This window comes from Prochlorococcus sp. MIT 0603 (assembly GCF_000760215.1).
Lineage (GTDB): Bacteria > Cyanobacteriota > Cyanobacteriia > PCC-6307 > Cyanobiaceae > Prochlorococcus_E.
This window is the reverse complement of sequence record NZ_JNAW01000004.1, coordinates 340,126-355,102: the sequence shown is the minus strand read 5'-3', so window position 1 is coordinate 355,102 and position 14,977 is coordinate 340,126. Positions and strand designations below refer to the sequence as shown.

Annotated in this window: 13 protein-coding genes; 4 read left to right on the top strand and 9 right to left on the bottom strand. The window is 36.7% G+C overall.

The features are described 5' to 3' along the window. Positions 1–3 precede the first annotated feature (3 nt). Entirely contained in the window at positions 4–2,901 is a 2,898-nt protein-coding gene (gcvP, locus tag EV07_RS08835) for an aminomethyl-transferring glycine dehydrogenase (RefSeq protein ID WP_052043933.1), read from the top strand. A 132-nt stretch (positions 2,902–3,033) separates the two neighbouring features. After that, a complete protein-coding gene (locus tag EV07_RS08830) occupies positions 3,034–3,297 on the top strand; it encodes a hypothetical protein (RefSeq protein ID WP_036919827.1) in 264 nt (87 codons plus the stop codon). 6 nt (positions 3,298–3,303) lie between these two features. Here EV07_RS08830 and EV07_RS08825 read toward each other — a convergent pair whose 3' ends face one another. The 6 genes from EV07_RS08825 to rpmI form a co-directional block, all read right to left on the bottom strand. After that, on the bottom strand, positions 3,304–4,452 hold the full coding sequence (locus EV07_RS08825) for a glycosyltransferase family 4 protein (RefSeq protein ID WP_036919584.1): 1,149 nt from the start codon (positions 4,450–4,452) through the stop codon (positions 3,304–3,306). A 5-nt stretch (positions 4,453–4,457) separates the two neighbouring features. Beyond that, positions 4,458–5,654, bottom strand: a complete 1,197-nt coding sequence (locus EV07_RS08820) for an NAD-dependent epimerase/dehydratase family protein (RefSeq protein ID WP_036919581.1) — start codon at positions 5,652–5,654, stop codon at positions 4,458–4,460. Between the two features lie 283 nt (positions 5,655–5,937). After that, positions 5,938–6,768 (bottom strand): thiazole synthase, encoded by an 831-nt coding sequence (locus tag EV07_RS08815; RefSeq protein ID WP_036919578.1) that lies wholly within the window; start codon positions 6,766–6,768, stop codon positions 5,938–5,940. Between the two features lie 30 nt (positions 6,769–6,798). Beyond that, complete coding sequence (locus tag EV07_RS08810; RefSeq protein ID WP_036919575.1) at positions 6,799–7,356, bottom strand: tetratricopeptide repeat protein; 558 nt, start codon at positions 7,354–7,356, stop codon at positions 6,799–6,801. Between the two features lie 116 nt (positions 7,357–7,472). Then, complete coding sequence (rplT, locus tag EV07_RS08805; protein WP_036919572.1) at positions 7,473–7,820, bottom strand: 50S ribosomal protein L20; 348 nt, start codon at positions 7,818–7,820, stop codon at positions 7,473–7,475. Between the two features lie 54 nt (positions 7,821–7,874). Further along, positions 7,875–8,072, bottom strand: a complete 198-nt coding sequence (gene rpmI, locus EV07_RS08800) for a 50S ribosomal protein L35 (RefSeq protein WP_036919825.1) — start codon at positions 8,070–8,072, stop codon at positions 7,875–7,877. A 109-nt stretch (positions 8,073–8,181) separates the two neighbouring features. Here rpmI and EV07_RS08795 point away from each other — a divergent pair, with 109 nt between their 5' ends. Together EV07_RS08795 and EV07_RS08790 are read left to right on the top strand one after the other, a co-directional pair. Beyond that, positions 8,182–9,726, top strand: a complete 1,545-nt coding sequence (locus EV07_RS08795) for a SpoIID/LytB domain-containing protein (protein WP_036919569.1) — start codon at positions 8,182–8,184, stop codon at positions 9,724–9,726. A gap of 46 nt (positions 9,727–9,772) precedes the next feature. After that, positions 9,773–11,086 (top strand): glycosyltransferase, encoded by a 1,314-nt coding sequence (locus EV07_RS08790; protein ID WP_036919568.1) that lies wholly within the window; start codon positions 9,773–9,775, stop codon positions 11,084–11,086. A gap of 15 nt (positions 11,087–11,101) precedes the next feature. Here the strand turns inward: EV07_RS08790 and EV07_RS08785 are convergent, their stop codons facing one another. From EV07_RS08785 to clpP, 3 genes are all read right to left on the bottom strand, one after another. Beyond that, complete coding sequence (locus tag EV07_RS08785) at positions 11,102–12,790, bottom strand: DNA polymerase III subunit gamma/tau (protein WP_036919566.1); 1,689 nt, start codon at positions 12,788–12,790, stop codon at positions 11,102–11,104. A gap of 34 nt (positions 12,791–12,824) precedes the next feature. Then, on the bottom strand, positions 12,825–14,180 hold the full coding sequence (gene clpX / locus EV07_RS08780) for an ATP-dependent protease ATP-binding subunit ClpX (protein ID WP_036919564.1): 1,356 nt from the start codon (positions 14,178–14,180) through the stop codon (positions 12,825–12,827). A 110-nt stretch (positions 14,181–14,290) separates the two neighbouring features. Continuing rightward, positions 14,291–14,941 carry an ATP-dependent Clp endopeptidase proteolytic subunit ClpP gene (gene clpP, locus EV07_RS08775; protein ID WP_036919562.1) on the bottom strand — a complete coding sequence of 217 codons (651 nt, stop codon included), beginning with the start codon at positions 14,939–14,941 and terminating at the stop codon, positions 14,291–14,293. Between the last annotated feature and the right edge of the window lie 36 nt (positions 14,942–14,977).

The following is a 14,977-nucleotide window of genomic DNA, read 5'->3' as shown; positions in this document are numbered from 1 at the left end:
TTTATGGTGAGGAACAATTGTATTGGAAAATTTGTTGAGCGTCATCTTGGTTTCTCAGCTAGGGATCAAGAAGATATTCTCAATTTGCTTGGACACCATGATCTTGAGGAGTTTATAGCGTCGGTAGTTCCTTCAGAAATTCTTGATGATGATCCACCAAGTGACTTACTTCCCAAAGCTTCTACTGAAAAAGAAGCTTTAAAAGAAATTGCGTTAATTGCTGATAAAAATCTAATCAAACGATCATTAATCGGTTTGGGGTATTACGGAACCGCTACTCCTGCTTTGATTCAACGACATGTTTTTGAGAATCCTGCTTGGTATACCTCCTATACTCCTTACCAAGCAGAGATATCGCAGGGCAGATTAGAAGCATTATTTAATTTCCAAACTTTAATAAGTGAATTAACAGCTTTACCGATTACTAATGCTTCTTTATTAGATGAAGCGACTGCAGCTGCTGAGGCGATGAGCCTTAGTTTTGCAGTGAGGTCAGTGTCTTCGGCAAAAAAATTTTACGTTGATCAAGAGGTTTTTCCACAAATTTTTGCAGTACTTCAAACAAGAGCTGAACCTTTGGGTTTGGAGATTGAGTTGGTTGATCCGAAGAAGGTAAATATTGATAAGAATGTTTTTGGTCTTCTTATCCAATTACCTGGCAAAAACGGAAATCTGTGGGACCCTTCTCCTGTAATAGAAAAAGCCCACAAAGCGAATGCTTTAGTAACTGTTGCAGTAGACCCGATGGCTCAGGTTTTGATTGCTCCTGTAGGTGAATTAGGAGTTGATATTGCAATAGGAAGTTCTCAGCGTTTTGGCGTGCCTATGGGTTTTGGTGGGCCTCATGCTGCTTTCTTTGCAACAAAAGAGATTTATAAAAGACACATACCTGGAAGACTAGTTGGGGAATCTATTGATGCCTCAGGAAATCGTGCATTGAGATTGGCATTACAAACTAGAGAACAGCATATTCGTAGAGAAAAGGCAACAAGTAATATTTGTACGGCACAGGCTCTTTTGGCAATTATTTCTTCTTTTTATGCTATTTATCATGGACCTGATGGATTAGAAGCTTTAGCTAAAAGGATTCTCTTTTTAAGAGCAGAGTTAGGAAAATATTTAATTGAATTAGGTTATGAAGTTAACTCTTCACCTGCTTTTGACACAATTGAGGTTTATTGTTCAGAGGCTCCTGAGATACATCGGTTAGCAGCCCTAAAAGGTTTTAACTTGAGAATAATTCCTTTTGGAAATTCAATTTTAAATGCCAAAGGATTTGCTGTTTCTATTGATGAACTAAGCAATAAAGATGAAATACATCAGTTATGTCAGATTTTTGCAAATGTCAAAAACTTAGTATTTGAACCCCAGACAGATCTTGATTTGGATTATCAAGAAATATTGAATTCTATTCCTTTAAGAAACTCACCGTGGCTACAACAGCCAGTATTTAATATATATAAGAGTGAGACAGAACTAATCCGTTATATCCATAGATTATCTAGTCGCGATTTTTCATTACTTAATGGAATGATTCCTTTAGGAAGTTGTACTATGAAGTTAAATGCAACTAGCGAACTTTTGCCTGTTAGTTGGAAAGAGTTTGCATCAATCCATCCTTTTGTTCCTATTGATCAATCAAAAGGCTATGAATATTTAAGTAAGCAATTGGAGAATTGGCTTTGTGCTTTAACAGGATTTGATGGAGTATCTTTACAGCCAAATGCAGGTTCCCAAGGTGAGTTTGCTGGTCTTCTTGTAATTCGTGCTTGGCATAAATACAACAACCAATCCCATAGAAATATTTGCTTAATTCCTAAAAGTGCACATGGAACTAATCCTGCCAGTGCTGTGATGGCAGGATTTAAAGTTATTTCAGTTGATTGTGATCAGTATGGAAACATTGACTTTCAAGACCTAACTTTCAAGGTGGAAAAGTATTCTTCAGAGTTATCTGTCTTGATGATTACTTATCCATCAACACATGGCGTCTTTGAACCAAATATAAAACAGATTTGCCAGTTAATTCATTCAAATGGAGCTCAGGTTTATTTAGATGGGGCGAATTTAAATGCACAAGTTGGTTTGTGTCGCCCAGGTTTTTTTGGTGCAGATGTTTGTCATTTAAATTTGCACAAGACTTTTTGTATTCCTCATGGTGGAGGAGGGCCAGGAATAGGACCAATTGCTGTATCTAAACATCTTATTCCTTTTTTACCTTCTTCAGGATTTAACTCTGGAGATACGAGTAAGAGTGTTGGCGCTATTGCTGCTTCCCCTCTTGGTAGTGCAAGTATTTTACCTGTTAGTTGGATGTATATCCGAATGATGGGAGCAGATGGGTTAAGAAAAGCAAGCGCTTTGGCAATCCTTGCTGCAAATTATATTGCTTTCCGACTTTCTCCTCATTACAAGATTTTATTTAAAGGTCCCAATGGAAAAGTGGCTCATGAATGTATTTTGGATCTAAGAGAATTTAAGCGAGTAGCAGGAATTGAAGTTGATGATATTGCTAAGAGATTAATGGATTATGGCTTTCATGCCCCAACTGTTAGTTGGCCAGTTGCAGGTACTTTGATGATTGAACCTACTGAGAGTGAAAGTTTCTCAGAGATCAATCGTTTTTGCCAGGCTATGATTTCTATTAGGTCAGAAATAGAAGATGTTGAATATGGTAGGACTGAACGAAATAATAATCCAATGCGATTGGCACCTCATACTATGGAAACTGTCACTTCAGAGGATTGGGATAGATCCTATTCTAGACAGCAAGCTGCATTTCCATTAAAAGATCAGTTTAATAATAAATTCTGGCCAGTTGTTTCTAGAATAGATAATGCTTTTGGAGATAGGAATTTAGTTTGTACCTGCAGCACTGTAGAAGAGTTTTCTGAAAAGTAATTTCTTACTTTGACTAGCGTATTTCTAATTTAATAGTTAAGGTTTGAGCGAAAACCTATTTATTAGGTTTTAATACTGCATCAAGTAAGGCATTTTTGCTTTTTAGCAGTTTTCTCGTTGCATGGGGGCAACTTGGATAACAAACACTCTTTTCATCATTTAGAAAAAGCATCAGATAAGAAGGGCATTGAATTGCCATTCTTATCAGGAATTCTAGAATCTACTTTGGGTCAGGGTCAATTATTGGCTGTTGATGGTACCAATGTGGTTAGAGTTCCTTTCGGTGTAAGGGAGCCTAGGCGGAAAAGGCCTCAAGGCCCTAAGAGGTTGGCAACGTTAGTTTTACCATTGCAAAGAGTGGATGGATCTCCTACTCCTCCACCTCATGCAGCATAAATTGATTTAGGCAGCCATTTCATTGACTTGTTTCTCAAGTATTTGTTTATAAAATTTTCTTAATTGCTCTGTAGCTCCGGGCCATCCCCAGCGTTCAGCTTCCTTACGAGCCGCATCTCTCATTTCCTGACGTTCATTTGCATTTCCTAAGAGTTTCTTTGTCGCGAGAATAAGACTTTCGTTCCCATTATTTTCCCCATCAGGGTTATAAAGGCATCCATTCGTACCATCTGTGATGATATCGGGAATACCACCTTTATTTGCTCCTACGACAGGACATCCTGCTGCCATTGCTTCTAGGAGCACTAATCCTAAAGTTTCTGTGCTTGATGGGAAAAGGAACGCATCTCCTGATGCATATGCACTGGCTAGTGCTTCACCCGAGAGGTAACCAACAAAAGTAGTTGGGGTGTTTTCAAATATTTTTTCAAGTTGATTTCTGTATGGTCCATCACCTACTAGTGCGAGTCGAGCATTAGGCAAGGCTTTAAGTACAGGCTTTATTCTTTCAATCTGCTTTTCGGCGGACAATCTTCCAACATATATAAGAAGTGCACCTTCATCACTGAATTTCCCTAAAAGTCTTTGTCTCATTTTTGTGCTACGCAGTTCAGGTCGGAAAGTATCTGTATCTACACCTCTTTGCCATAGCGCAGTGTTTTGTATTCCTTTTTCACTGAGCTCTTTTACCATTGCAGTGGAAGTGCAAAGGTTTAGCAATGCTTGATTATGTGCTGCTTTGAGTAGCTCCCACAATAATGGTTCAAGCATTCCCATTCCATAATGTTCCAGATATTTGGGAAGATGCGTATGGTAGCTAGCTACTAGTGGTATTCCATTGGTTTTGGCTAGCCAGATCCCTCCCAAACCCAATACTGCAGGATTAACAACATGAATTAGGTCTGGTTTGAAATCTTCTAAAGCATCTGATACTGCTGCTCCTGGCAAGCCGAGTTTTAACTCTGGATAAAGAGGTAGAGGCATGGCTGGCACTCCAATGACTTTGGCTCCCATAAATTCAGTTGGACAGCCTTCTGGACAAAAAATAACAACCTTATCTCCAGCTTTGGTAAGACTTTCAATGGTTTTGGTTAGCCGAGTAACTATTCCATCTACTTTTGGGAGAAAAGTTTCGGTAAAAAAAGCGATCTTCACTGGACTTATTTTGACTTATTTATTGCTTGTGCTTGGGTTGATGTCCATGCAGATATACATGGTATCCGTTTTTTATCACAACGAGTGGACCAACGCTTAGCGACTTCTACAACTTCTGTGAGAAGGCCATCATCTAATGTTGTTGGTTTGAGCCCTAGTTCAATAAAACAGCGATTGTCAACAATTAAATCGTTTTCTACAGCTTCGTTTCGAGGGTTGGGTAAATAATTAACCTTAGCTCCAGTAAGGGCTGCAACCTTTTTAGCTAATTCACCTACTTGATGGCTTTCTGTCATTTGATTGAATATTTTCACTCTTTCGCCATGTTCAGGAGGATTTTCTAGGGCTAGTTGTACACATTTGACTGAATCTCGAATATGAATAAATGCTCTTGTTTGGCCGCCTGTTCCATGGACAGTTAGAGGGTAGTTTATGGCAGCTTGCATAAGGAATCTATTTAACACAGTCCCATAGTCTCCGTCATAGTCAAATCGATTAGTTAAACGAGGGTCTCTTGAAGTTGCATCAGTATTAGTACCCCAGACAATCCCTTGGTGTAAATCAGTAATTTTAACTTTATCGTTTTTGTTGTAATAAAGAAAAAGTAATTGATCTAGTGTCTTAGTCATATGATAAACACTGCCAGGACTGGCTGGATGCAGAATTTCTTCTTCAAAACGACTGCCATCTGGTTGAGGCACTTCTACCTTTAGATAACCTTCTGGAATAGTTGCCCCCCTATGAGATCCATATCCATAAACACCCATGGTTCCTAAGTGGACTACATGGATGTCCAAACCAGATTCCACTATTGCTGCTAAAAGGTTATGTGTACCATTTACGTTGTTATCAACGGTATATCTTTTAGTAGCACTACTTTTCATTGAGTAGGGTGCTGCGCGTTGTTCTGCAAAGTGCACTATTGCATCAGGACTTTCTTCGATAATGAGATCAAGTAATCGTTGATATTCGCTTGCAATATCAAGCTGAGAAAAACGAATAGGGTTACCACCTATTTCTTCCCAAGCTTTTAATCGATCTCCAATATTAGAAATCGGAGTTAGAGATTCGACTTCAAGATCGATATCGATTTTTCGTCGACTGAGATTGTCAACGATTAACACTTCATGGCCATGTTCTGCCAAGTTTACAGAACAAGGCCATCCGCAGAAGCCGTCACCACCAAGAACAAAAACTTTCACCCAAAACTCCTGGAGTGAAGATCAAAAGACCCAATACTAGAAAAACTACTATAAGGTTTCACTTGATAAAAAAATAAATACCGATAATACTAATTAATCCTAGTACAACAATAATTGCGTAAATCTGAGATTTACCGTAAATACTCGATTCTGAGTTGATGACGCTAATTTCAGGTTCGTTTGCAAATGCATTTAATCTTCCTCCAGACTCTTTGGTAACCGGCATTTCATCAATACTTCTCGGTGGAGGCTATGAATTTCTTGTATGTTCTTTATGGTTCTGTTACTTACCGTTACTCTCCATAGGTTGTGAAAAATTAGATATTCCATATGCAGGAGAGCTTGGATTCCCTTCAGAACTTTCTTGTAAAGGCCCAGCAATAAACGCTTTTCTTCCAGCTTGAACCGCTTGTCGCATAGCTTCAGCCATTGTGCTTGAATTTCTGGCCATAGCAATTGCACTGTTTATTAGTACTGCATCTGCTCCTAGTTCCATTGCTTTAGCTGCATGGCTTGGCAAACCTATCCCAGCATCAACTATTACTGGTACTTTTGCATTTTCGATAATAATTTTGATATTACTTTCATTCAGAATGCCTTGTGCTGAACCAATGGCTGATCCTAGAGGCATGACTGATGCACAACCAAGTTCTTCCAGCCTTTTTGCTAAAATTGGATCTGCATTAATATACGGTAAAACAATAAAATTCTCTTTAATAAGTTGTTCTGCAGCTTTCAAGGTGCCTAATGGATCAGGTAAGAGATACTTTTGATCTGGAATAACTTCTAGCTTTACAAAATTGTTATCTTCTTGCCCAGCAAGTTTTGCTAATTCTCTTCCAAGCTTGGCTATTCGTATTGCTTCCTCTGCATTAGTGCATCCTGCCGTATTAGGTAACATCCAAATATTTTTCCAATTAATTGCTCCCATAATGCCTTGATGTTTAGAGTCATCTGATTTAATTCTTCTTACAGCTACTGTTAAGACCTCACATTCTGATTTGACAATGCTCTCATTCATTTGTTTGAGATTATTATATTTGCCAGTGCCAATTAAAAGCCTGCTCTGAAAGCTTTTATTGCCAATATTAAGAAGAGAAGAATTATTATTCATTGAAAAATAATTTGATTGATTTTTTAATACTTAAAATCCTTTTTTATAAATAATATTTTCAGAATTATTTTTACGCATTTTGTTTATTTTTTCAATTTGCTTTTTGGCTGTTTTATTTTTAGGGTCTAGCATTAATACTTTTTGATATATTTCATATGCATCTGTTTCTTTAAGTAACTTTTGTTTGGCATAAGCTAGATTATTCATTGCTACTGGATAATCATTTTTAACATTAATAGCATTCTGGTAATGTTTAATTGCCTCTGTAAAATTATCTTGTGCTGCTAATGAAAACCCTAATGCATTCTCTATAATTGCTCTTGCATCATCTGGCTCATCATTAATTTTCTTTAATGCTTTTTTTAAAGTAAGAGAAGCCTGAGGATATAATCTTTTGTTTAATTGAGCAGATCCTAGTTCATAAAGTTTTTCTGAATTGCTTGAATCAATGGCACCACTTTTTTCTAATTTAAGAAGTTTTATTTCATTACCTCTTACTTTGAAAACCTGTCTTCCTACTAAAATTGCAAGAATGAATAATAAACTACTTAATATAATGAGGTAAGTTTGAGGTAAGGATGTTGGCATTGAAAAACTAATCTAGTTGCTAAGAGATTCAGTTAAAAGCTGAGAACTAAGTATTTATTTTATTCTAAGGGTAAAAAATAAAGATATCTTTATTTTAAAAACTTGAATTAATAACTTTAGCCTTGAATCCCTGTTACGATCTTTTGAAAGTTACCAGGATCAGAAATCGCAAGCTGAGCAAGCATTTTTCTATTGATTTGAATATCGGCCTTTTTTAAACCTCCTATTAATTTGCTATAGCTAATACCATTAATTCGAGCGGCAGCATTAATTCGAGCTATCCATAGCCTTCTAAAGTCACGTTTACGACGTCTTCGATCTCTATAGGCATTGCATAGTGCCTTCATGACACGTTGATTTGCTGTTCGGAAAAGAGAACCGTTACTTCCTCTAAAGCCTTTGGCTAATCGAAGTATTTTATTTCTTCTTTTTCTAGCTACATTTCCTCTTTTTACGCGTGACATGAGTAAAAGGTTTGAATTAGTTGGAGTTGGAGTTGGAGTTGGAGTTGTTTCGTGTTAGCTATAGGGGAGCATTAGGCTAACGTTCTCTGCATCACGTTCATCTACCACAGCTTTAGTGCCTAGATGCCTCTTTAACTTAGAGCTCTTATGATCTAGCAAGTGATTACGGAAAGCTCTTCGCCGCATAAACTTGCCAGTGCCTGTTGCTTTAAATCGCTTTGCCGCTGCTTTGCGAGTTTTGAGTTTAGGCATTTTTGGCCAACACACAAATACAATCCGTTACCCTACTTCCTAAGACTCCCATAAGCCAAATTGGTTTATTGATTAATTATTTTTTGCTGATTTAGTATTTCATTCTCCAATGAAGAAACTATTTTTTAAACCATTGCTTTTATCCAGTTTCTTTTTGCTGATAAGCACTTTGGATAATGGTTTTAAGGCAGAGGAATTAGTAAATGATGAAGTGATTTCTGATGTTTATTTCCCTACTCATCCAAAAATTCCTAAGCCATTGTCAGTTAATGATACGAATGCACTTCTTGTTAGCTTACAAGCATATCTTGGCAAACAGGATATGGATACTTCCCAAGTGTCTCATTTAGAACTGGTTAGTGCTGGGACTCCATTGCTTTTAAAAGATGCAAATGGATTAGTTCACAAATCTTCCAAAATTTCTATTGGATGGCGCAAAGTTCCATTGAAATCTTCGAAAGTCTTTGAGCGTCAAGTCATTGGACCATTTCCAAGTTTTGAGTCTGCTCAGAGAATTTCTTCATTGTTAGAGGAAGATGGCATTGTTAATGTGATTGCTCACCCTTTGGATTGGGAGATATGGGTTGCAAAGCAAATACCTTTGCCTAAAACCTTAAAATCAAAGGTTTTTCGCGAGAAAGTTTTTCATGAAGTAAAGCCAGTTTTGAAATTAGGTTTTGGAGAATATTTTTTGTCAGGCAAAATTTTTATTGAAGCTCCCGATGGATTGCTTTGGAAGAATGGGTTGTATCAAGGGCCATTTTTTTTGAAGCCAGATGCATATGGCACATGGACATTTCTTGAAAAGGTTTCTATTGAAAAGTATTTACTTGGTGTTCTACCTCATGAAATTGGTAGCTCATCCCCTCCAAATGCTTTAGCTGCTCAGGCAGTTTTAGCGAGAACATGGGCTATCTCTAATAGTCATCGTTTTGAAATAGATGGATATCACTTGTGCACTGATACTCAATGTCAGGTTTACAAAGATCCTTCACGTGCCTCTGAAGCAGTCGCTCGCGCGATTAAACAAACAAATGGGAAGGTTTTGAATTGGGAAGGAAAACCTATTAATGCGGTTTATCATGCTACCAATGGTGGTGTTAGCGCTGCAGGTCATGAGGCCTGGTCTATTGCTCCTGTCCCTTATTTGCGAACATTTGTAGATGGCCCTATAAGATGGAAAAATCAGTTTGATCTTCCTTTGGATGATAATGATCAAATCAAAAGGCTTTTAGCGAAAAGAGATGGAGCTTTTGGCAATGGTCATCGTTTGTTTAGGTGGAAGAGAACTGTAACTGCAAAAAATATGAAAAAACTTTTGAATCTTTCTGAAAACGAGTATCCCAAAATAGTTCGTGTTCTTGAGCGTGGTCCTAGTGGAAGAGTTTTAGCCTTAGAAATTGCTGGAAAGATGAATAAGTCTAAGCTTGTTCTTCGTTTAGATGGTATTCGTAGGAAATTTAAAAATTTACCTAGTACGCTTTTTTTTGTTGAAGAAGTAAAAGATGGAGTTTGGGAATTTACGGGAGGAGGATTTGGACATGGTGCTGGTTTATCCCAAGCTGGGGCAATTGATTTGGCCTTGCGTGGATGGACTACCCGAAAGATTCTCAAGTATTACTACCCAGGAACATCATATGAATCTTTTAAATAGTTTTGGAAAGACACCTTAGAGTCTCTCGTTGAACCTCTCTATTTCCATGGAAGTAGCTTGCGTTAATCCAGAAAACCGACGAGGCAAATCATTTTTGTTTTTGTTTTGCTGTGTTTTAGCAGGCTTTTTGCCTCATTTGGTTGATTCGCCTAAAAACCTTTTTCCTGCGAGTATTCTTACTGTTTTCTTGGGTATCTATGGATTGAGGGTGGTTTTGCTTGGAAGAGCAAAGTCTGAATATGAGGTTTTGGATTTCCATGATAATCAAATTCAAGATATTAATTTGCCTTTTATAGATGTTTTAGTTTCAGCTAGAGATGAAGAAGCGGTAGTTGGAAGATTGGTTCAAAGACTTTCAGCATTGAAATACCCACTGGAAAAATTAAAGATATGCATTATTGATGATGGAAGTAAAGATTCAACCCCCACAATTTTAGATAAATGCAAGAAAGAGATCGATAACTTGCAAGTTATAAGTAGATCTAGAAGTTCGAGTGGTGGGAAGTCAGCTGCTTTGAATTATGCGTTAAAAAATCTTGGTGGAGAATGGGTTTTTATATTGGATGCTGATGCTGATTTTACTGACGATATATTATTGCGATTAATTCCTTTTGCAAAGAATGGTAAGTGGTCTGCAGTTCAATTACGAAAAGCAGTTGTTAATTCTAATCAAAATCTTCTTACTTCTTGTCAAGCCATGGAAATGGCTATGGATACTCTTATTCAAGAAGGACGTCAATTAGCAGGAGGAGTGGTTGAATTAAGAGGTAATGGCGCACTCCTAAGAAGAAGTGCCTTAGATGAATGTGGTGGGTTTAATGAGGGAACAGTTACGGATGACTTGGATTTAAGTTTTCGCTTATTGATTACAGGAGCATCTATTGGAATTTTGTGGGATCCACCTATTCATGAAGAGGGTGTTGAATCACTTAATGCTTTGATTAAACAAAGAAAACGTTGGGCAGAAGGTGGTCTTCAACGATTTTTTGATTACTGGCCTTTGCTTATATCTAAGAACTTAAATAGTTCCCAGTATTTAGACCTAATATCTTTTTTTCTTTTGCAATATGCTTTGCCGGTCATTTCTTTTATCGATATATTTAGTGCGATTCTTACTAAAACTACACCAGCTTATTGGCCATTAACTTTTATAGCCTTTAGTATTTCTGGTATTGCATTTTATAGAGGTTGTAGACAAAGAAGTTTCTGTGGACCTAGCATACCTTCACCAACCATCTTTAACTTATTCATCTCGATCATTTATTTATCACATTGGTTTTTCGTTATACCCTTTATAACTATTAAAATGTCAGTCTTCTCTAAGAATTTAGTTTGGGTCAAAACAATTCACAAAGGTTAAATTTTTTATAAGTTTTTATTCATTATCTTTTATTTCATCAATAACCTCTCCATTGAAAAATTTGGCAAAGCTCTCAGTTTCTTTTGTTATTAAATTATCTTTTTTATCATTTGTTTTTCCATCTTGAATAAAATTACCTTTTTGTTCTTTGCCCTGATCATTTTTAAATAAGTCCTTATCTCTATCTAAATCTTTATCTTCTTGAGCTTTTCTATTTATTTGCTTTTGAAATATTAATTCTCTGGTACCACCAATTGATTTTTGAATTGCGTTTTCAATAATCCCTTTCCTGCTTTGTATCATTCCCATCCAATTTTCTGATATTGAAATCTCAGCTTTATTTTTTGTTATATCTGTTAATTGGGCTTGTTGTGATAAGAGCATTCTAGTTGATGGTAATTCAACTTGAGAAAGTATCCTCTTCCAAGTTTCTAAGAGTAAATCTTTGCTATTATTAGGAGCTTCGATAATCTTTACCTCCTCATTTAATTTAACTTGATTAGACGTAATTGTATTAGTGATATCTTTTTGATTAGGCGTAACTGTATTAGTGATATCTTTTTGATTAGTGAATTCAACTTTATGATCTTTATATCCTCTATTTATATCATTTGAATTTAACATCCCAAGTAATAGAACTTCAAGCCAAAGTCTAGGTTGAAGACTTGCACGAATTTGTGATTCTGAACCTTTTAAATATGTTTGCCAATATAAAATATTTTCTAATTCTAATGTTTTACCTATTTCCGCTAATTCTGGATAAGAGTTATTTGATATGTTACATAAATTAGAATCACTACCTAATGCTTTGATTATTAATAAATCTCTAAGTATTGAAGTAAATCCTTGCAATATATCGATAGGTTCTTTCCCATTATCGAATAACATCCTAACAATATTTAATAAGCTTATAGGATCTTTTTTTGATACTGCTGCAGCCATATTTATAAGTTCTTTTTCTGGAACTTCTCCAAGAAGTTGCCATACTGATTCTAATTTAACTGGAGGTTTTAGTAGGCTTAATTGATCCAAGAGGCTTTCTGCATCTCTTAGTCCACCTTCAGCTCTCTGGGCAATTAGCTCTATGGAATCAATGTCGATGTCAATATTTTCTTTTGATGCAATCCCTTGCAAATGAGTTATTAACGATCGCATTGGTATTCTTCTGAAATCAAATCTTTGACATCTACTCAGAATTGTTTGCAATACTCTTTGAGGATCAGTTGTGGCTAAAATAAAAACTGTTTTAGAAGGTGGCTCTTCAAGTGTTTTGAGGAGTGCATTGAATGCAGCGGTTGAAAGCATATGGCATTCATCTATTACATAGATTTTCCATCGAGCTTGAACTGGTGCAAATTGAGCTTTTTCTATTAATTCACGGATATTATCAACACCTGTATTAGATGCTGCATCGATTTCAATAACATCAAGAGCTATTCCTTTTCCTATTTCTTGACATAAATTGCATTCCCCGCATGGCTTAATTGTAGGTTTCTCTGTTTCTAGACAATTTAAGGAACGTGCCAAAATTCTTGCACTTGATGTTTTCCCAGTTCCTCTAGGCCCACAAAAAAGATATGCAGGAGCTATTCGATTTGTTAAAAGCGCTTGTTTTAGTGTAGATACAATTGACTCTTGACCAACTAAATCATCGAAACATTTAGGACGATATTTGTGATGCAGCGGTAGGTAGTTATTGCTCATGCTGCTATGAAGCAGGAATTAATGTGTTGTTGATCTAAGCAGATTCTTGTTTGTCTCTTTTATCAGATGAAGGTAATGGCACAATTTTTTCCCCACCAGTCATTGTTTCTACCATCTCTTTAGTAACTTTACAGTTTTTTATTTCCTCTTGTGATGGCAGCTTATACATTAAATCAAGCATTAATTCTTCTACGATTCCTCTTAAAGCTCTAGCACCAGTTTTTCTTTTAAATGCTTCTTGAGCGATTGATTTTATAGCGCCATTTTCAAAAGTTAGATGTACATTATCCATACTCATTAATGTTATAAATTGCTTGATTACAGCATCTCTTGGCTCTTGGAGTATTGCTTCCAATGCTTCAACATTGAGAGGCTCAAGGGTTGCAGTTACTGGCATTCGACCAATGAATTCTGGTATGAGTCCATAACGCACTAAATCATCAGGCTCTAAATTATTTAAGACTTGGAGCTTGTGTATTTCATTATTTTTACGATTCTTATTTCGACCATCTGAAGTCATAAAACCAATGGAATTTTTCCCCAGTCTCTTTTGAACAATATCTTCTAATCCAACAAATGCACCCCCACAGATAAACAAGATTTGGCTCGTATCAATTTGTATGCAGTCATGATAAGGATGTTTCCTACCTCCTTGTGGTGGCACATTAGCTACTGTTCCTTCAAGCATTTTTAATAAAGCTTGCTGAACTCCTTCTCCCGAAACATCTCTAGTAATAGAGGGGTTTTCACTTTTGCGTGCAATCTTATCAATTTCATCAATATAAATAATTCCTCGTTGAGCAACTTCCACTTCCATATCTGATTTCTGAAGGAGTCTGAGGAGGATATTTTCAACATCTTCTCCTACATACCCAGCTTCTGTAAGAGTAGTTGCATCTGCAACAGCAAATGGAACATCAAGAAATTCCGCAAGGGTTTGAGCAAGAAGTGTTTTTCCACTTCCTGTAGGACCTACAAGTAAAATATTAGATTTGTGCAGTTTCGTTTCTTGAAGATTTTCTTGGATAGCCTCATTGCCTTGCCATGTAAGGCGTTTGTAATGGTTATAGACTGCAACAGAAAGAATTTTTTTCGCTTCTTCTTGACCTACTACTTGCTGATCTAAGAATTCTTTTATTGCTATTGGCTTAGGTATGGAGCTTAGGGTTGGTGCAGGTTTACTGCTATTAACTACAGAGGATTCTATTTTTTGATTGTTCCCATGCTTTGTTTTTTCTGATGTTTCTATTAGCTCTTCATCCAAAATTTCGTTGCATAAATCTATACACTCGTCACAGATATAAACGCCTGGCCCTGCAATTAATTTTCTAACTTGCTCTTGTGATTTACCACAGAATGAGCATTTCAGATGGGCTTCAAATTTTGCCATCGCGTTTGGAAGATACCAGGATGAAAAGATGATCTATAAAATAATGATCAGCTCTTACTAATAGGATCGTCACGAATAGGTGGTTAGTCAGCTTTCCGTAATGATTTCTTTTAGTTAATGCTGTTCATTACTTTGTCTATCAGGCCGTATTCAACCGCTTCTTGAGGAGAAAGGAAGTGGTCTCTGTCTGTATCTTCAGAAATTTTTTCAACTGATTGACCTGTATGTTCTGAAAGCAAGCTATTTAAGGTGTTTTTTAGAAAAAGAATTTCTTTTGCTTGGATTTCAATTTCAACCGCTTGACCTTGTGCTCCTCCTAAGGGTTGGTGGATCATGATTCGTGAATTTGGTAAGGCTAGTCTTTTCCCTTTAGCACCAGCTGTAAGCAAAAAAGATCCCATACTCGCTGCAAGGCCATAACAGATAGTTACAAGGTCAGGGGCAACTTGCTGCATAGTGTCATAGATAGCCAGACCTGCAGTTACTGATCCTCCTGGAGAATTGATATACAGTTGAATATCTTTTTCAGGATCTTCAGCTTCTAAAAAAAGCATTTGTGCAACTAATGCATCTGCGACTTCATCATTGACATCTGTTCCAAGAAAAATGATTCTTTCTCTAAGAAGCCGAGAGTAGATATCAAAGGCTCTTTCTCCACGTCCAGATTGTTCCACTACCGTTGGCAGTATCCCAGTACCAGAAGTTGGAAGTTCACTGATCCATTGGTTTTTAATTGGATGCAAGTAATTGGCGTGAATCACCTTTAATTAGAAAGCCAGTCGTTTAATAATTTATAA